We start from the raw sequence: 18,475 nt of genomic DNA on the forward strand, positions 1-18,475 counted from the left end.
TTCGTGTGGACGTGTGAACAGCGCACATGGTACGTATGGGGAGCGAGGTTATACGTAAAACGTGAGGCTGGAGGGCGGCTCATGGCCACGGGTTATCTGGAGATACTCCGGGCGCGGCATGCGCTGCGGCTGCTGACCGGCACGCTGGTGGGCCGGCTGCCGAACGCGACGGCCGCGATCGCCCTGGTGCTGTTCGTCCGCGCCGAGGGCGGTACCTACAGCCTCGCGGGAGCTCTCGCCGCGGTCTACGGCGTCGCCAACGCGGTGGGTCAGCCGGTGCTGGGTCGGCTGGTGGATCTGCACGGCCAGCCGCGCATCCAGTTGCCGGCGGCGGTTCTTGCGGCCCTGTCCATGGCGGTCTTCGCGTTCTCGGGCACCGATCCGCTGCCGCTGGCGTATGTGGCCGTGGCGGCGGCCGGTCTGTTCACGCCGCCGCTGGAGGGGGGCCTGCGTGCGCTGTGGCCGTCGGTGCTGGGCCGGGAGGAGCAGGTGCACACGGCGTACGCCATGGATGCGATCGCGCAGGAGGTCATGTTCACGGTCGGGCCGCTGCTGGTGACGCTGTGCGTGTCGTTGTGGGATGCGCGCGCGGCTCTGCTGGTGCTGAACGCGCTGGGCGTGCTGGGTGCGCTGTCCGTGGTGGTCTCGCCGCCTTCGCGTGCGTGGCGGTCGGCTCCGCGCGAGGCGCACTGGCTCGGTGCGCTGCGCTCGCCGGGTCTGCTGGTCCTGCTGGGTGCCTTCCTGTTCGTGGGGATCGCGCTGGGTTCGATCACGGTGGCGTCGGTGTCGTACGCCGATGGTCATGGCGGTGACGCGGTGTACGGCTGGATGATGGCGGGGCTGGGTCTGGGTGCGTTGGTCGGTGGCACGGTGTACGGGGCCCGGCGGTGGGCGGGTTCGCCGGAGCGGCGACTTCGGGTGCTGGTGGCTCTTCTGGCGGTGTGTTATCTGCCGTTGCTGCTGACTCCGGGGGCGGTGGCGATGGTGCTGCTCTCGGTGCTGTCCGGGGTGTTCCTCGCGCCGTGTATCGCCTGTGCGTTCATCATCGTGGACCGGCATGCGCCGGGTGGGACGGTGACCGAGGCGTTCTCCTGGCTTGTGACGACGTTCACGGTGGGTGCGTCGGTGGGGACGGGGGTGGCGGGGCCGGTGGTCCAGGCCGGTGGCACGGTGTGGGGGTTCGCGGTTCCGGGTGCGGCGGGGGCGGTGTCGTTGCTGGTGCTGCTTGTGACGGGGCGGGTCCTCGCAGCTCCCGCACGGGGCGGGGTTGTTGCGTGTTCACCGGAAAATGATCCAAATCGTGCTGTCGAACCCCGTTTCAGCTCGGGGGATCGGGCGTAATGTTCAGTCATGGACCGCCGCATTTTCGGGCTGGAGAACGAGTACGGTGTCACGTGCACGTTCAGGGGACAGCGGCGCCTGTCTCCTGACGAGGTGGCGCGGTACCTCTTCCGCCGTGTCGTGTCATGGGGCCGCAGCAGCAATGTCTTTCTGCGGAACGGCGCCCGGCTCTATCTCGACGTGGGCTCACATCCGGAATACGCGACACCCGAGTGTGACAATGTGATCGAACTGGTCACCCACGACAAGGCCGGCGAGCGCATTCTCGAGGGACTCCTGGTGGACGCGGAGCGACGCCTGCACGAGGAGGGGATCGCGGGCGACGTCTACCTGTTCAAGAACAACACCGACTCGGCGGGCAACTCCTACGGCTGCCATGAGAACTATCTGGTGGCCCGGCACGGGGAGTTCTCGCGGCTCGCGGACATCCTGATCCCGTTCCTGGTGACCCGGCAGCTGCTGTGCGGTGCGGGGAAGGTGCTGCAGACGCCGCGCGGTGCCGTGTACTGCGTGAGTCAGCGTGCGGAGCACATCTGGGAGGGTGTGTCGTCGGCGACGACCCGTTCGAGGCCGATCATCAACACCCGTGACGAGCCGCATGCGGACGCCGAGCGGTATCGCCGGCTGCATGTCATCGTGGGTGACTCGAACATGTCCGAGACGACGATGCTGCTGAAGGTCGGTGCGACGGACCTGGTGCTGCGCATGATCGAGGCGGGCACGGTGATGCGTGACCTGACGCTGGAGAACCCGATCCGGGCGATCCGTGAGGTCAGTCATGACATCACGGGCCGGCGCAAGGTGCGGCTGGCCAGCGGCCGGGAGGCGTCGGCGCTGGAGGTGCAGCGGGAGTACTTCGACAAGGCGGTGGACTTCTGTGACCGCCGGGGGATCCGCACGGGTACGGTCGCGCAGGTCCTGGAGCTGTGGGGCCGCACCCTGGACGCGATCGAGACCGAGGAACTGGACCGGATCGCCACCGAGATCGACTGGGTGATGAAGTACAAGCTCATCGAGCGGTACCGGGCCAGGAACAACATGACGATGTCGCATCCGCGGGTCGCGCAGATAGACCTCGCCTACCACGACATCCATCGTCGCCGGGGTCTGTACTACCTGCTGGAGAAGAAGGGTCAGGCGGCCCGGGTCTGCAACGACTTGAAGATCTTCGAGGGCAAGTCGGTTCCGCCGCAGACCACTCGGGCGCGGCTGCGCGGTGACTTCATCCGGCGGGCGCAGGAGCAGCGCAGGGACTTCACGGTCGACTGGGTGCATCTGAAGCTCAATGACCAGGCGCAGCGGACCGTGTTGTGCAAGGATCCGTTCCGTTCGGTGGACGACCGGGTGGAGAAGCTGATCGCCGGAATGTAGGCGAAAGCGGGTGGGTCAAGCGTTTCGGGGGTGAAATGCCGCAACGCCACACGGGCGTCGTACGTTTCCGGTACGGCGCCCGTGTCGCGTCGTAGAGTTGCGCGCACGCCATCCGCAAGATCGACCGATTACGAGGCTCTTCCGTGCGCCGACGTTCGCTTCTTCTCGCTGCCGTTCCCGCAGGACTGGTCACGCTCGCCGGGTGCGGCAAGTCCGGTTCCAGCAAGGCCGGTGTCTCGCCGTCGCCCACGGTCTCGACGGTGCCTCCGCCGAAGATCGTGGAGGGGCCGTTGCCGGCGATCACGGCGGGCACCAAGTTCGGTGAGAAGCCGACCGTGGCCAAGGGGCCGGGCGAGCCGTCGAAGAACCTGGCGGTGCGGACGGTGATCGCGGGCGGTGGTCAGACGGTCGCGGAGAACGACTTCGTCCAGGCGAACTACCTGGGTCAGATCTGGGACACGGCCAAGGTCTTCGACAACTCCTACGACCGCAAGACCCCGCTGGTCATTCAGCTCGCCCAGGGCAGCAGCATCGACGGCTGGCGGTATGGGCTCGCGGGTAGGAAGACCGGCAGCCGCGTCCTGATGGCGGTGCCGCCCACCTGGGGTTACGGCACCTCGGGGCAGCCGCAGGCGGGCATCAAGGGCACCGACACGATGGTCTTCGTGGTCGACCTGATCGATGTCTTCAACTCCAAGAGCTCCTCCCACGGCAAGCCGGTCCCGCAGACCGACACGGCGCTGCCGCAGGTCGCCACGAACACCGACGGCACGGTGCCCAAGGTCACCGTGCCGAAGGCCGCCCCGCCGAAGAAGCTCGTGTCCACCTACGTCCTGGAGGGCGACGGCCCCGAGCTCAGGGCGGACCAGACGGTCCTTTGCCAGTTCCAGGGGCTGGTCTGGGAGAGCGGCAAGACCTTCGAGCGGACGTACGGCTCGGGGCGGCTGAGCCAGTTCCCGGTGGGGCAGATCGAGCAGCTGGTCAAGGGTCTGGCGCAGGGTCTGACCGGCAAGAAGGTGGGCAGCCGCGTGCTGGTCGTCGTGCCGCCGGCGCTGGGCTACGCCACCGTTCCGCCCGGTGGGGTCATCAAGAAGGACTCCACGCTCGTCTACACGGTGGACATCCTCGCGGCGATGTGAGCGGGTGATGTCCGTGGCGGGTGGGGGAGCTGGTGTCCGGGGCGGTGTCGGGGGTGCGGAGATGAAAGACTGTCCGCGTTTCGTGTCGTACACAAGCAGGAGCTTTTGACGTGAGCATGGATAAGCCCGAGATCGACTTCCCGGGTGGCGAGCCCCCGGCGGACCTCGAGATCAAGGACATCTGGGAGGGTGACGGGCCGGTGGCGCAGGCGGGTCAGACCGTCACCGTCCACTACGTGGGTGTCGCCTTCAGCACCGGCGAGGAGTTCGACGCCAGCTGGAACCGTGGCACTCCGTTCCGTTTCCCGCTGGGTGCGGGCCGTGTCATCGCGGGCTGGGACCGGGGTGTGCAGGGCATGAAGGTCGGTGGCCGCCGCCAGCTGACCATTCCGGCCCACCTCGCCTACGGCAACCAGAGCCCGACCCCGGCGATCAAGCCGGGCGAGACCCTGATCTTCGTGGTGGACCTGCTGGGCGTGTGATCCCGGCCCGGTCCCTTCTGATCCGCACGTGATCCAACCTGATGCAACCTGATTGACCGGTCGTATCCGACCGGTTCCGATCAGCTGGGGCCCATGCCTGTCCGGGCATGGGCCCTCGGCTTTTGCCACCGCACCCGGGAGCGGTACGGTCATCGGTCGGAAGCACCATAGGGAAGGCGAAGGGCGTCGATGGCCATTGCCAAGGCCGAGCGGCTGATGAACCTGGCGCTGTGTCTGCTCGGCACACGGCGGCCGCTCAGCAAGCGCGAGCTGCGGGAGAGCATCGAGGCCTACCTGGAGGCGGGCTCCGACGACTCCTTCAACCGGATGTTCGAGCGGGACAAGGACGACCTGCGCGAGCTGGGCCTGGTCATCGAGACGGTGGAGAACCTGGACGGCGAGGTCGGTTATCTGGCCCGCCGGGACAGCAACCGCCTGCCGCCCATCACGCTGGACGCGGAGGAGGCCGCGGCGCTCGGTCTCGCCGCGAAGGTGTGGCAGCAGGCCCGTCTCGCCGGCGCGGCCAGCGGTGCCCTGCAGAAGCTGCGCGCCGCGGGGCTTCCCGAGGACGTCGACCCGTACGAGGCGCACGGCGCGCTGGAGCCCCGTATCCCGGTGCACGAGGCCGCCTTCGAGCCGCTGATGCTGGCCTGCCGGGACCGCCGTCCGGTCGTCTTCGACTATCGCAAGGCCTCCGCCGCCCGCCCCGAGCCCCGGCATGTGGAGCCGTGGGCGCTGGAGTGCTGGCGCGGCCACTGGTATCTGGCGGGTTTCGACCGGGACCGGGGTGCCGAGCGCGTCTTCCGGCTCTCCAGGATCACCGGCCGGGTCCGTTCGCGCGGTACGGGCTTCACCGCTGCCGTGCCCGACGTCGTCACCGTGCGCGAGACCGTGGCGAGCTGGGCGGGCGAGATCGCCGAGGGCACGGCCCTGATCCGGCTGCGTTCCGGTGCCGGTTACCCCCTTCGGGCGAAGGCCACCGGGGTGCGGGAACTCGGCGACGGCTGGGACGAGTTGGAGATTCCGTACGGCCACGGCCTGGACGCCTGGCTGGTGGAGTTCGGGCCGGACGTGGTGGTGCTGGAGCCGGCCGAGCTGCGCGCGGACGTGGTGGACCGGCTGCGTGCCGTGGCCAAGGGCTGACAGGGGGAGCAGGACTGTGGCAGGTAAACCGGTCAGGCCCGTGAACGCCATCGACCAGACCCGGCGGATGCTCTCCCTGGTGACCTATCTCAGGGAGCGGCCCGGCGCCCGGATCGCGGACGTCGCGCGTGCCTTCGGCATCACCGAGGACGAGCTGGTCGCCGACCTCGATCTGCTGCCGATGTGCGGCACCAGCTTCCGGGGCGGCGATCTGCTGGACATCGACACCGACGGCGAGCGGATCTGGTGGCACAACCCGGCCGCGCTGGGCGAGGAGGCGGCCGAGCCGCTGCGGCTGGCCGCCGACGAGGCCACCGCGCTGCTGGTGGCCGCCCGGGCGGTCTCGACGCTGCCGGGCCTGCGCGAGGGCGACCGGCAGGCCCTGCTGCGGGCGACGGCGAAGGTGGAGGCCGCCGCCGGTGAGGCCGCCGGCGCCAGCGCGCGGCTGTCGGTGACCTTCGAGTCCGAGGGCGGGGTCTTCGCCGACGTCGACCGGGCGATCTCCGAGCGCCGCCGGCTGTGGATCCGCTACTACTCCCCGGCCCGCGACGAGGTCACCGAGCGGGAGATCGACCCGATCCGGCTGGTCAGCGTCGGCCACACCTATGTGGAGGCCTGGTGCCGGCGCTCCGAGGCGCGACGCACCTTCCGGCTCGACCGGGTCGCGGAGATCCGGATCCTGGACGAGCCGTCCGCGCCGCCCGAGATGGAGCTGCGCGACCTCTCCGAGGCCCTGGTGCAGCCGGCCGCCGAGGATCCTCAGGTCGTGGTCGAGGTCGGCCCGGGCGGTCGCTGGGTGGCCGAGTACTACCCGCACGACGCCGCCGATGAGCTTCCCGACGGCGGGCTGCGTATCACTCTGCGCACCCCCGATCCGGCCTCCCTGCGCCGGCTGGCGCTGCGACTCGGCCGCGACGGCCGGATCGTCTCCCCGCCGGAGCTGGCCGACAGCGCCCGCAGGGCGGCGGCGGAGGCGCTGGCGGCGTACGACACGGCGCCGCCGGATTGAGCCGCCGGGGCGCCGAGCGCCCCACGGGGCGCGGGGCGGTGATGAACATGCGGCTCCGCCGCGATGGGGGTCCCCCCGGGTTCGAGCGAAGCCGAGAACTTGGGGGAGCGACCAGCCACGACGGCGCCGCAGCTGACAACGGCGCATCGACGGCCGGTGAACGACCACGAGAGGGAGCGAGGCCTGTGAGCGAGTCTCCGGTGTCCGGTGTGGGTGAGATGACGGTGGCGGCCGCCTTCGCCGGGATGAGGAGAGCGGTCCCCGTGGTGTTCAAGGCGGGCTGCCCGGACTGCCGGGGCCGCTTCGAGCTGGCCGCGAGCGCGCTGCGCCTGGCCATCGGCGCCACCAGCCGGACGACGTTCTACTCGTTCACCTGCCCCGAGTGCGGTGCCGCCGTCCGCAAGCCCGCCGGGGAGCGCATCGTCGAGCTGCTCACCGGCGGCGGGGTCCGCACGCTGCGCCTGCACACGACCGTCTAGTCTCGACATCATGTTCTGGCCGATGTGCGCGGTAGCTTTGGGTTTCCTCGGTCTCGCGGTGCTGGGGGTGCTCGCCGTCCGGGTCTTCCTGGAGGCGCGGCGTCTCGGGCTGCAGGTCGCGGACTCCGCGCGCCGTATCAACCGGGCGGCCGAGGACCTGGAGCGGGCCGCGGCCGGTGCGGCCCGGGCAGTGGATGCGCTGTGACACCCGCAGAAGCGTGCGCTTTGGGCCGCTTCGCCCTGTCACCCGACCGGCCCGTCCAGGTACGCTGCTGATCGCGGCCCGGAGAGTTGAGGCGCGGTCCGCAGAGGGAGCGGGAGTACGCACGGGGATTGTCCTACGTTCACCCCCGGGCGATACGATCGCTGCCAGCACGATGCTCGGACACTTGTCCGACCGGTCGGACAGCCCCGCCGCCCCGCCTCAGTGAGAAGGTGAAGACTTATGTTTCGTGGCGCACTTGAGCCGTGGCACCTGGTGCTGCTGATTCTCGTGATCGTCCTCGTGTTCGGCTCCAAGAAGCTTCCGGACATGGCGCGCTCGCTCGGCAAGTCCGCGCGCATCCTCAAGAGCGAGGCCAAGGCGATGAAGGAGGAGGGCAAGCAGGCCTACTCCTCCGCAGAGCCCGCCGAGGAGCAGTCTCCGGCCCAGCGCACCATTCAGGCCGCGCCCGGCGACGTGACCAGCTCTCGGCCGGTCAACGAGCCGACGGACACGACCCAGCGCTGACGCGAGGACCGGGACATCCGGTCCGTTGCACGAGATGAGGATGTGGGTTGCTCAAGCCTGCCCGCAAGAAGGAGAGGGATCCCGAGGGGCGGATGCCGCTCGCGGATCACCTGCGTGAGCTGCGTAACCGGCTCGCCAAGGGTGTTCTGGCGATCCTGGTCGTCACCATCGTGTCGGCCTTCTTCTACCAGGACATCATCAACTTCGTCACCAAGCCGGTGCTCGACTCGGTCGGCTGCTCACAGACCCTCGGGCAGCTGGCCAGGACCAAGAACGCCCACTGTGCGCACATCACGGTCAGCGGCCTGCTGGCGCCGTTCACACTGGCGCTGAAAGTCGCGCTGACGGCGGGCATCGTGCTGGCGTCGCCGGTCTGGCTCTACCAGCTGTGGGCATTCGTCGCGCCCGGCCTGCACCGGCACGAGAAGAAGTACGCCTACGCGTTCGTCGGATGCGGCTTCCCTCTCTTCCTCGGCGGCGGCTATCTCGCCTACCACGTGCTGCCCATGACGGCGAAGGTGATGATCGACCTCACGCCGAGCGGTGCGGAGAACCTGCTGCCGGCGGACGACCTGATCAACCTGGTCACCCGCATGATCGTCGTCTTCGGCCTCGCCTTCGAGATGCCGCTGCTGCTGGTCATGCTCAACCTCACCGGCGTCCTCTCGGGCCGACGGATGCTCGGCTGGTGGCGCGGCATGGTGGTCGGCATCGCGGCCTTCGCGGCCGCGGCCACACCCAGCCCCGACCCGGGCACGATGCTGGCGCTGGCGGCGCCGATCTGGGCCCTGTTCTTCATCGCCGTGGCCGTCTCGCTCCTCAACGACCGGCGCCGGGCCCGCCGCGAGGCCGCGGGCCCCGCCGACGACGAGGCCTCCGAGCTGGACCTCACCCCCGAGGACATCGGCGAGGTGGAGCCCGTCGGGGCCGCCCCCGCCCTGCCCGAGCAGACGGGCACGGACCGGATCAACGGCTACGACGACGTGACCTGAGCCCGGCACCCCGACGAACCGCACAGGATGCCCCCGCCCCAGGGACGGGGGCATCGGTCGTTGCCGATCAACCCACGTTCCGGATAATGATCGTCCTGTTGTCAGTGGGGCCCGGTACGCTCGAAAGCACGATGACAGAGGACCTCTCACCGGCCGAGCGGTACGCGGCAGCCCGCAGGCGGGCAGCCGAGCAGGCCACCGCGCTCGCGTCCTTCCGCGAGATGTACGACTTCGGCCTCGACCCCTTCCAGATCGAGGCCTGCGAGGCACTCGAGGCGGGGAAGGGCGTACTGGTGGCCGCCCCCACCGGCTCGGGCAAGACGATCGTGGGCGAGTTCGCCGTCCACCTCGCCCTTCAGCAGGGCAAGAAGTGCTTCTACACGACACCCATCAAGGCGCTGTCGAACCAGAAGTACTCCGACCTGTGCCGCCGCTACGGCACCCAGAAGGTCGGCCTGCTCACCGGCGACAACAGCGTGAACTCCGATGCCCCGGTGGTCGTGATGACCACCGAGGTCCTGCGGAACATGCTCTACGCCGGCTCCCAGACCCTCCTCGGCCTCGGCTACGTGGTCATGGACGAGGTGCACTACCTCTCCGACCGCTTCCGCGGCGCCGTCTGGGAAGAGGTGATCATCCACCTCCCCGAGTCGGTGACGCTGGTGTCACTGTCGGCGACCGTCTCCAACGCCGAGGAGTTCGGTGACTGGCTGGACACCGTCCGTGGCGACACCGAGGTGATCGTCTCCGAGCACCGGCCCGTGCCGCTGTTCCAGCACGTCCTCGCCGGGCGCAGGATGTACGACCTGTTCGAGGAGGGCGAGGGCCACAAGAAGGCCGTCAACCCCGACCTGGCCCGCCTCGCCCGCATGGAGGCGACCCGGCCGTCGTACCAGGACCGCAGACGCGGCCGCGCGATGCGCGAGGCCGACCGGGAGCGCGAGCGCAGACAGCGCTCGCGCGTGTGGACGCCTGGCCGGCCCGAGGTCATCGAGCGCCTCGACTCCGAGGGACTGCTCCCGGCCATCACCTTCATCTTCAGCCGCGCCGCCTGCGAGGCCGCCGTCCAGCAGTGCCTGTACGCGGGCCTGAGACTGAACGACGAGGAGGCGCGGGAACAGGTCCGTGCCCTGGTCGAGGAGCGCACCGCCCACATCGCGCCGGAGGACCTGCACGTCCTCGGGTACTACGAGTGGCTGGAGGGCCTGGAGCGCGGTATCGCCGCCCACCACGCGGGCATGCTGCCGACCTTCAAGGAGGTCGTCGAGGAGCTGTTCGTACGCGGCCTGGTCAAGGCGGTGTTCGCGACCGAGACCCTCGCGCTCGGCATCAACATGCCCGCCCGCTCGGTGGTGCTGGAGAAGCTCGTCAAGTGGAACGGCGAGCAGCACGCCGACATCACACCGGGCGAGTACACCCAGCTCACCGGCCGCGCCGGCCGCCGGGGCATCGACATCGAGGGCCATGCGGTCGTGCTGTGGCAGCGCGGTATGAGTCCCGAGCACCTGGCCGGCCTCGCGGGCACGCGCACGTACCCGCTGCGTTCCAGCTTCAAGCCGTCGTACAACATGGCGGTCAACCTGGTCGAGCAGTTCGGCCGGCATCGCAGCCGCGAGCTGCTGGAGACCTCCTTCGCGCAGTTCCAGGCCGACAAGTCGGTCGTCGGGATCTCCCGCCAGGTGCAGCGCAACGAGGAGGGCCTGGCCGGCTACAAGGCCTCCATGACCTGCCACCTCGGCGACTTCGAGGAGTACGCGCGGCTGCGCCGCGAGCTGAAGGACCGCGAGACCGAGCTGGCCCGGCAGGGCGCCAACCAGCGCCGGGCCGAGGCGGCCGTGGCCCTGGAGAAGCTCAAGCCGGGCGACGTCATCCACGTGCCCACGGGCAAGTACGCCGGTCTGGCGCTGGTGCTGGACCCGGGTCTCCCGGCCGGCCGCTCCAACGGCCACCGCGGCTACGACCACTACGACGGACCCCGCCCGCTGGTGCTGACCGCCGAACGCCAGGTCAAGCGGCTGGCGTCGATGGACTTCCCGGTACCGGTCGAGCCGCTGGACCGGATGCGGATCCCGAAGTCCTTCAACCCGCGCTCGCCGCAGTCCCGCAGGGACCTCGCCTCCGCGCTGCGCACCAAGGCCGGGCACATCCCGCCGGAGCGGGCCCGCAAGAAGCGCTCGCAGGCCGCCGACGACCGCGAGATCGCCCGCCTGCGCACCGCGATCCGCGCGCATCCCTGCCACGGCTGCAACGACCGTGAGGACCACGCCCGTTGGGCCGAGCGCTACCACCGGCTGCTGCGCGACACCTCACAGCTGGAGCGCCGCATCGAGGGCCGTACGAACACCATCGCGCGGACCTTCGACCGGATCGTGGCCCTGCTGACCGAGCTGGACTACCTGCGTGGCAACGAGGTCACCGAGCACGGCAAGCGCCTGGCCCGGCTGTACGGCGAACTCGACCTGCTGGCCAGCGAATGCCTGCGCGAGCGGGTCTGGGAGGGGCTCGGCCCCGCCGAACTCGCCGCCTGCGCCTCGGCGTTGGTGTACGAGGCGCGGGTCGGCGACGACGCGATGGCGCCCAAGCTGCCCTCGGGCAGGGCGAAGGCAGCGCTCGGCGAGATGGTCCGGATCTGGGGCCGGCTGGACGGTCTGGAGGAGGAGTTCCGGATCAACCAGACCGAGGGCGTGGGGCAGCGCGAGCCGGACCTCGGCTTCGCCTGGGCCGCGTACATGTGGGCCTCGGGCAAGGGGCTCGACGAGGTGCTGCGCGAGGCGGAGATGCCCGCGGGTGACTTCGTGCGCTGGTGCAAGCAGGTCATCGACGTGCTGGGCCAGATCTCCGCGGCGGCTCCCGCGCAGGACTCGACCGTGGCGAAGGCTGCACGCAAGGCGGTCGATCAGTTGCTGCGGGGGGTTGTCGCCTACTCGTCGGTGGGCTGACCTGCACCTGCCTGGTGCCGGCAGGGGGGCCGTTCCGGCCCCCCTTTCACTTATCACGGTGAGTCACTTTCGCATGCCTGTACACCGTGACCGAACGTGTTCGAATCGAAGCCGAGCGTGTAAATGGAGCCGAGCGTACTCCTGTCGCACGGGCCATTTCAGGTGCTTGCCGAATATGACACGGCGATGATCCGGTCGGACTAAGCTCGCCCGCGGCGCACCGAGTTGAGGTGAATTCGTGCGCCTGTTCCCAAACATGCGATAGATCCCGACAGTTCCATGAACCTTCCCCCCGAAAGCTCCCCCGACACCCAGCCGATTCATCTCAGAAGGCATCCATGGTGAGTGTTCAGAAGCCTCCCGGTGGCCGTGAACGTCCTTATGCCCGCGTCCTGTTGCCGCCGGCCATATTGATGGCGGCCGCGACCGGTGCGGCCGAAGCAATGGGGCCGGCGTCGGCCCGGATCGCCGTCGGCGTGGTCGGGGCGGTGGCCCTGCTGCTGATCCTCGCCACCGGTTCGGAGGCCGTCCGCCGCGGCCGCGCTCTCCGCGAGGAACGGGCCGAGCACGCCCGTCACACCGCGTATCTGGAACACCGGCTCGCCGCCCACGACGATCTGATGGGGCGCTTCGCGACCCAGATCATCCCCCACGGCCATCTGCGGCTGCGGGCCGGAGAACCGCTGCGGGACGTGATGGTCAACGGCTACGACGTCGACCCCGAACTGCGCAGCCTGCCCGACAACTACCGGGAGATGTTCCGCGCCGCGATGCGCGGAGCCGACCGCGAGATCACCATGCGCGACGCCACCGAGCGCTCCTTCGTGAGCATCGCCCGCCGCGTCCAGGCCATCGTCCACCAGCAGTCCAACGAACTGCGGGAGATGGAGGAGGACCACGGCCGCAACCCCGAGGTCTTCGACGACCTGCTGCGCATCGACCACGGCACCTCGCTGATCGGCCGTCTCGCCGACACCATCTCCGTCCTCGGCGGCGGCCGCCCCGGCCGCCAGTGGCCGCTGCCGGTCTCCCTCTACAGCACGCTGCGCGGAGCCATGTCGCGCATCCTGGAGTACCGCCGCATCCAGCTGAACTCCATCGTCAACATCAACATCAAGGGCACCTCCGTCGAGCCGGTCATCCACGCCGCCGCCGAGCTCTTCGACAACGCCACCCGCTACTCGCCGCCCACGGCCAAGGTGCACGTCACCGCCACCGAGGTGCAGGCCGGCATCGCCATCGAGATCGAGGACGCCGGCGTCAGCCTCACCGAGGAGTCCCGGGCCCGCATCGAGAAGATGATCGAGGACGCCAAGAACCTCGACGACGCCCACAACCTCGGCGAGAACCCGCGCCTCGGCCTCGCCGTCGTCGGCCGCCTCTGCAAGATGTTCGACATGGAGATCTCGCTGCGGGCCTCCGCCTACGGCGGCTGCCGCGCGATCCTCGTCGTGCCGCGCGTGATGACGACCACCGAGCCCGGTGTCGGCGCCGCCCACGGCATCGGCGCCACCGGCACCCCGATCCCCGCGCTCGGCGCGGTCGAGGGCCCCAAGCGCCCGCCGAAGAGGCGCCGCCCCACCAGCCCCAAGATCCCCGCCGGGATCTCCATGGAGGACGACGTCCCCGTGGTCACCGAGTGGACCGCGGGCGGCCTGCCGCAGCGCCGCAGCCGGATGAAGACGCCGATCAGCCAGCGCTTCGCCGAGGCGGCCGAGGTCGAGCAGGCCGAGCGCGAGGGCAGGCCCAGCATCTGGTCGCAGCCCAGGCCCGAACCGGAGCCCGAGATCGACCCCGAGCGCAAGAAGCTCATGGAGCGGCCGATCGGCCAGGGGATCGAGGACTTCTGGAACGGCCTGCGCAAGGGCATGCCCGAGGGCGCCACCGGTCCCGAACTGACCGACTTCACCAGGCACCCGGAAAAGTACGTGCACCTGCTCAACGACTATGCGGACGAGCCCGTCGAGGGCGCCACCGCGGCCGACGACGAGGGGGACCTCAAGTGATCCAGCAGCGAGGCAACATCGACTGGATGCTCAAGCAGCTGAACGACGGCGTGCCGGGCATCGAGATGATCGTGGTCCTCTCCGCGGACGGACTGCGCATCGCCCGCTACGGCGGCGACCCCGACGCCGCCGACCGGGTGGCCGCCGCCTGCGCGGGCGTGCAGAGCCTGGCCGGCGCCATCATCAAGGAACTCCCCGGCGCCGGCGACATGCAGGTCGTCGTCTTCGAGATCGACGGCGGCTACTTCTACCTCATGAACGCCGGCGACAACGCCTACCTCGCCGTGCTCGCCGACGTGACCTGCGAGCCGGGCCGGATGAGCGGCATGATGCGCGACCTCGTCGTCCGGATCGGCGCCCATCTCACCAGTCCGCCCCGGCGGAACGGGCAGGGCGTATGACTCCTCCACGACGCAAACGGCGCGAGCCGAAGCCCGAACCCCCGCCTCCGCCGCCACGGACGCCGGATCCCGAAGCAGCGGACGGCGAGGCCGAGCCCAAGAACCCCGAACGGCTCTACACCGTCGCCGGTTCCGAGGACGGCGCCCGCGCCGAACTCGACCTCGTGACGCTGATCGTGGCGCGCGACGCGCCCCAGATGGCCGCCTCCCCGGAGCAGGCCGCCGTCCTGCGGCTGTGTGCCAACCCCCTGTCCGTGGCCGAGCTCTCGGCCTATCTGAACCTGCCGTTCAGCGCGATGACCGTCCTGCTCACCGAGCTGATCACGGCCGAACTGGTCCAGGTGCGCGCCCCGGTCGTCCGCCGGGCGGTGCCCGACCGGTCACTCCTCGAAGCGGTGATGCATGGACTTCAACGGCTCTGACACCATCCCCGGACCACGCGCCGAGGACCATCTGCCGCACACGGCCGAGACCGCGGTGAAGATCGTGATCGTGGGCGGCTTCGGCGTCGGCAAGACCACCATGGTCGGTTCCGTCAGCGACATCAGACCGCTGACCACCGAGGAGACCATGACCCAGGCCGGCATCGGCGTGGACGACAACTACGGCTCCGAGTCCAAGACCGCCACCACCGTGGCCATGGACTTCGGCCGCATCAGCATCACCGACAAGCTGGTGCTCTACCTCTTCGGCACCCCCGGCCAGGAGCGCTTCTGGTTCCTGTGGAACGGGCTGTTCGAGGGCGCGCTCGGCGCGGTCGTCCTCGTCGACACCCGGCGCCTGGAGGTCAGCTTCGACGTCATGGGCCGCCTGGAGGAGCGCGGCGTGCCCTTCGTCGTCGCCGTCAACTCCTTCCCGGACGCGCCCCGTTACCCGCTGGAGGAACTGCGCACCGCGCTCGACCTGACCCCGGAGATCCCGATCATCGAGTGCGACGTACGCCGCCGCGCCTCCAGCAAGGACGTGCTGATGACCCTGATGCGCTTCCTGCACTCGATCGCCCTGTCCCGCGCCCTCGTCTGACCCCCCGCCGACCGACCCCGCACACCCATTCGTCTCCCACACCCTTTCGTCCCCCACATCCTTTCGTTCCGGAGCGAGACCGTGACGTCTGAATCCCCGTCCCTGACCGACACAGACCCCACCCCCGCACCGCCGCCGGGCTGCCCCGCGCACCGCCTGGGCCCCGGCGGACTGCACCGGCTCTACGGCCCCGACGCCGAGGACCTGGACGACCTCTACGAGCGCCTGCGGGAGCAGCACGGCGCCGTGGCACCCGTGCTGCTGCACGACGACGTACCGATGTGGGTGGTCCTCGGGCACGCCGAGAACCAGCACCTGGTGCGCAGCCCCTCCCTGTTCACCCGCGACAGCCGGATCTGGACCCCGCTCGTGGAGGGCATGGTCAAGCCCGACCACCCGCTCATGCCGCACATCGCCTGGCAGCCGATCTGCTCGCACGCCGAGGGCGACGAGCACGAGCGGCTGCGCGCGGCGGTCACCGCGGCCATGGTCACCATCGACCACCGCACCCTGCGCCGCCACATCGGGCGCCACACCCAGGGCCTGGTCAACAGCTTCTGCGAACGCGGCCGCGCCGACCTGGTCTCCCAGTTCGCCGAGCATCTGCCGATGGCCGTCATGTGCGAGATCCTCGGCATGCCCGAGGAGTACAACGACCGGATGGTGCAGGCCGCCCGGGACGCCCTGAAGGGCACCGAGACCGCCATCCAGAGCCACGCCTACGTCATGGACGCGCTCAGCCGGCTCACCACCCGGCGCCGCTCCCGGCCCGAGGAGGACTTCACCAGTCACCTCATCACCCACCCGGCCGGGCTCAGCGACGACGAGGTCCGCGAACACCTGCGGCTCGTCCTCTTCGCGGCCTACGAGGCCACCGCGAACCTCCTCGCCAACGCGCTGCGCATGGTCCTCACCGAGCCGGGCTTCCGCGCCCAGCTCAGCGGCGGCCAGATGACCGTGCCGGAGGCGATCGAGCAGTCCCTGTGGGACGAGCCGCCGTTCAGCACCGTCCTCGGCTACTACGCCAAGCAGGACACCGAGCTGGGCGGGCAGCGCATCCGCAAGGGCGACGGCCTGCTCTTCGCGCCCGCGCCGGGCAACCTCGACCCGCGCATCCGCCCCGACCTGTCGGCGAGCATGCAGGGCAACCGCTCCCATCTCGCCTTCGGCGGCGGCCCGCACGAGTGCCCCGGCCAGGACATCGGCCGCGCCATCGCCGACGTCGGCGTCGACGCCCTGCTGATCCGCCTGTCCGACATCCAGCTCGACTGCCCCGAAGAGAACCTGCGCTGGCGTTCGTCCATCGCCTCCCGGCACCTGGTGTCCCTGCCCGTGCGCTTCGAACCGAAGCCGCAGCAGGACGTCAACGTCATGCCGGGGCCCGTGCCCGTCCCGCCGCAGCGCACCGGGCAGCCCCTCCCGCCGCCGGCCGGGCAGCCCGCGGCCGCCCCGCCCCGCCCCGCCGCCCCGCGTCCCGTCGTCCCCGCACCCCCCACGGCTCCGGTACCGGCGGCGCGCCCGCGCGGCATCTGGCGGCGGCTGCTCAACTGGTGGCGGGGCGAGTAGCCGAACCGTCGGGACACCGCCCCACGGGGCGCGGGGCGGTGTCCCAGCCGTCGTACGACTCCCAGGCCCGCAGCACGCGTCCGCTGACGAACGTGTGCTCCGCTCCGGTGACCGGATCGGTGAACTCCAGCCTCCGCGCGAGCAGTTGCAGCGGACGCCGGAAGTCACCGGCCGGCACCGGGGCGGTCACCTCCGGATACAGCGGGTCGCCGAGGATGGGCACGCCGAGCGCGTTCAGATGCACCCGCAGCTGATGGGTCTGCCCGGTCGCCGGCAGGAGCCGGTAGCGGGCCAGGCCGCCCCGGTGCCCGGCGAGCTCGACGTATGTCTCGGCGTTCGGCTCGCCCTCGACCTCCCGGGCCGCCTGCACCCCGCGCTCCTTCACGATCCGGCTGCGCACGGTCCGTGGCAGGGCGAGCGAGGGGTCGTACGGCGCGATCGCCTCGTACTCCTTGCGCACCCGGCGGTCCCGGAACAGCGTCTGGTACGCCCCGCGCTCCTCGGGCCGCACGGTGAACAGCACCAGCCCCGCCGTGAGCCGGTCCAGGCGGTGGGCGGCGGTCAGCGCCGGGACGTCCAGCTCGCGCCGCAGCCGGGCCAGCGCGGTCTCGGCCACATGGCTGCCGCGCGGGGTCGTGGCGAGGAAGTGCGGCTTGTCGGCGACGACGATGTGCGCATCGCGGTACACGACCTCCACCGGGAACGGCACGGGCACCTCGACGGGCAGCTCGCGATGGAACCACACGAACATCCCCGGTTCGTACGGCGCGTCCGCCGCCACCGCGCGCCCGTCGGAGCCGACGATCAGCCCGGCGTCGAACATCGCCTCGACCATGCCGGGCGGGGCACCCGTCAGCCGCTCCACCAGATGGTCCCGCACGGTGGCCCACGTCCCGCCGTACGGCAGCCGCACCCGCACGGGGTCGACCCCGTCGCGCTGGGGGAGCGGGGCGGGCGGGGGTGGCGTACGGCGTCTCATCGGGGTCAAGGGTACGAGCCGGAAACCGCTGCGCCACTGGGTGACCCAGCCGACGACCTCCTCCTCGGAGCCGGCGGCCTTGATGTGCCACTGGTGTGAGCGGCGACTGAGCGATCTGAACGCGATACATCGTGAATATTGACCGTCGCGAGCACACGCGATATGTTCGGCTGCGGATATTCGAGAACGAGGTGGTGGCCATGCCGGGAAAGCGCCGCAGGCTCAGCAATCCGCTGGCGCTTGCCGTCCTGGTGACCCTGTGGCAGAAGCCGATGCATCCGTACGAGATCGCCCAGACCCTGCGCCGTCAGGGCAAGGACACCAGCACCAAGATCAACTACGGCTCCCTCTACACCGTGGTGCAGAACCTCGAAAAGCACGGCTTCGTCGAGGTGACCGACGTGGAACGGCAGGGCAACCGCCCCGAGCGCACGGTGTACGGGCTCACCGCGGCCGGCCGCGAGGAGATGACCGAGTGGTTGTCGGACCTCATCGCCGCCCCCGCGAAGGAGTACCCGATCTTCGAGACCGCCCTGTCCCTCGTGGGCGCGCTGCACCCCGACGAGGTGGTGCGGCTGCTTCAGGAGCGGCTCAGGGCCCTGGAAGTCCAGGCCGCCAGTGCGCGGGGAGGGCTGGAGAAGCTGTACGAGACGCTGCCGCGGCTCTTCCTCGTCGAGACCGAGTACCAGCTGCACATGATCCTCGCGCAGGCGGAGTGGGTCCGCGGCTTCCTGGAAGAGATCAGGAAGGGCTCCCTGCCGGGCGTCGAGGCATGGCGGCACTTCCACGAAACGGGGGAGCTGCCCGCCGACTTCAGCTGAGAAGAACGACCCCGGCAGGCTGTTGCAGCAGCTCCGCCGGGGTCTCGAACCCCG

At 70.2% G+C, this 18,475-nt stretch carries 18 protein-coding genes; 17 read left to right on the top strand and 1 reads right to left on the bottom strand.

Annotated features, from left to right (window positions below; all coding sequences use genetic code 11):
- The first annotated feature begins 81 nt into the window (after positions 1-81).
- The 16 genes from ACWC2T_RS05930 (at position 82) to ACWC2T_RS06005 (ending at position 16,621) form a co-directional block, all read left to right on the top strand.
- Positions 82-1,341, top strand: coding sequence for an MFS transporter (locus tag ACWC2T_RS05930; protein ID WP_450669350.1), 1,260 nt, complete (start codon positions 82-84; stop codon positions 1,339-1,341).
- 9 nt (positions 1,342-1,350) lie between these two features.
- Positions 1,351-2,712, top strand: a complete 1,362-nt coding sequence (gene pafA / locus ACWC2T_RS05935; RefSeq protein WP_450669226.1) for a Pup--protein ligase — start codon at positions 1,351-1,353, stop codon at positions 2,710-2,712.
- Positions 2,713-2,855: 143 nt separating this feature from the next.
- A complete protein-coding gene (locus tag ACWC2T_RS05940; RefSeq protein WP_450669227.1) occupies positions 2,856-3,851 on the top strand; it encodes an FKBP-type peptidyl-prolyl cis-trans isomerase in 996 nt (331 codons plus the stop codon).
- A 110-nt stretch (positions 3,852-3,961) separates the two neighbouring features.
- Positions 3,962-4,333 (top strand): FKBP-type peptidyl-prolyl cis-trans isomerase, encoded by a 372-nt coding sequence (locus ACWC2T_RS05945; RefSeq protein ID WP_450669228.1) that lies wholly within the window; start codon positions 3,962-3,964, stop codon positions 4,331-4,333.
- 189 nt (positions 4,334-4,522) lie between these two features.
- The gene (locus tag ACWC2T_RS05950; protein ID WP_450669229.1) at positions 4,523-5,476 is read left to right on the top strand and encodes a helix-turn-helix transcriptional regulator; all 954 of its coding nucleotides are present in this window, start codon (positions 4,523-4,525) and stop codon (positions 5,474-5,476) included.
- A 16-nt stretch (positions 5,477-5,492) separates the two neighbouring features.
- Positions 5,493-6,485 carry a helix-turn-helix transcriptional regulator gene (locus ACWC2T_RS05955; RefSeq protein ID WP_450669230.1) on the top strand — a complete coding sequence of 331 codons (993 nt, stop codon included), beginning with the start codon at positions 5,493-5,495 and terminating at the stop codon, positions 6,483-6,485.
- 218 nt (positions 6,486-6,703) lie between these two features.
- The gene (locus tag ACWC2T_RS05960) at positions 6,704-6,964 is read left to right on the top strand and encodes a hypothetical protein (RefSeq protein WP_228619074.1); all 261 of its coding nucleotides are present in this window, start codon (positions 6,704-6,706) and stop codon (positions 6,962-6,964) included.
- Positions 6,965-6,974: 10 nt separating this feature from the next.
- Positions 6,975-7,169, top strand: a complete 195-nt coding sequence (locus ACWC2T_RS05965; RefSeq protein WP_450669231.1) for a hypothetical protein — start codon at positions 6,975-6,977, stop codon at positions 7,167-7,169.
- A gap of 240 nt (positions 7,170-7,409) precedes the next feature.
- Entirely contained in the window at positions 7,410-7,694 is a 285-nt protein-coding gene (tatA, locus tag ACWC2T_RS05970; protein ID WP_450669232.1) for a Sec-independent protein translocase subunit TatA, read from the top strand.
- Positions 7,695-7,741: 47 nt separating this feature from the next.
- Entirely contained in the window at positions 7,742-8,686 is a 945-nt protein-coding gene (tatC, locus tag ACWC2T_RS05975) for a twin-arginine translocase subunit TatC (RefSeq protein WP_450669233.1), read from the top strand.
- Between the two features lie 86 nt (positions 8,687-8,772).
- Positions 8,773-11,625, top strand: coding sequence for a DEAD/DEAH box helicase (locus tag ACWC2T_RS05980; RefSeq protein ID WP_450669234.1), 2,853 nt, complete (start codon positions 8,773-8,775; stop codon positions 11,623-11,625).
- A 338-nt stretch (positions 11,626-11,963) separates the two neighbouring features.
- Positions 11,964-13,631: a sensor histidine kinase gene (locus ACWC2T_RS05985; protein WP_450669235.1), complete on the top strand. Its 1,668-nt coding sequence runs from the start codon at positions 11,964-11,966 to the stop codon at positions 13,629-13,631.
- Positions 13,628-14,032: a roadblock/LC7 domain-containing protein gene (locus ACWC2T_RS05990; protein WP_351206596.1), complete on the top strand. Its 405-nt coding sequence runs from the start codon at positions 13,628-13,630 to the stop codon at positions 14,030-14,032. The genes ACWC2T_RS05985 and ACWC2T_RS05990 overlap by 4 nt, the downstream gene beginning before the upstream one ends.
- Positions 14,029-14,454, top strand: a complete 426-nt coding sequence (locus ACWC2T_RS05995; protein WP_450669236.1) for a DUF742 domain-containing protein — start codon at positions 14,029-14,031, stop codon at positions 14,452-14,454. Before ACWC2T_RS05990 ends, ACWC2T_RS05995 begins: the two co-directional genes overlap by 4 nt.
- Positions 14,435-15,055 carry a GTP-binding protein gene (locus tag ACWC2T_RS06000; RefSeq protein ID WP_450669237.1) on the top strand — a complete coding sequence of 207 codons (621 nt, stop codon included), beginning with the start codon at positions 14,435-14,437 and terminating at the stop codon, positions 15,053-15,055. Before ACWC2T_RS05995 ends, ACWC2T_RS06000 begins: the two co-directional genes overlap by 20 nt.
- A gap of 81 nt (positions 15,056-15,136) precedes the next feature.
- Positions 15,137-16,621 (top strand): cytochrome P450, encoded by a 1,485-nt coding sequence (locus tag ACWC2T_RS06005; protein ID WP_450669238.1) that lies wholly within the window; start codon positions 15,137-15,139, stop codon positions 16,619-16,621.
- Here ACWC2T_RS06005 and ACWC2T_RS06010 read toward each other — a convergent pair.
- A complete protein-coding gene (locus ACWC2T_RS06010; protein WP_450669239.1) occupies positions 16,599-17,600 on the bottom strand; it encodes a pseudouridine synthase in 1,002 nt (333 codons plus the stop codon). The genes ACWC2T_RS06005 and ACWC2T_RS06010 overlap by 23 nt on opposite strands.
- Before the next feature lie 200 nt (positions 17,601-17,800).
- Between ACWC2T_RS06010 and ACWC2T_RS06015 the strand changes: the two genes are divergently transcribed.
- Positions 17,801-18,421 (top strand): helix-turn-helix transcriptional regulator, encoded by a 621-nt coding sequence (locus tag ACWC2T_RS06015; protein ID WP_450669240.1) that lies wholly within the window; start codon positions 17,801-17,803, stop codon positions 18,419-18,421.
- The last annotated feature ends 54 nt before the right edge of the window (positions 18,422-18,475 follow it).

This window comes from Streptomyces sp. NPDC001393 (assembly GCF_053597455.1).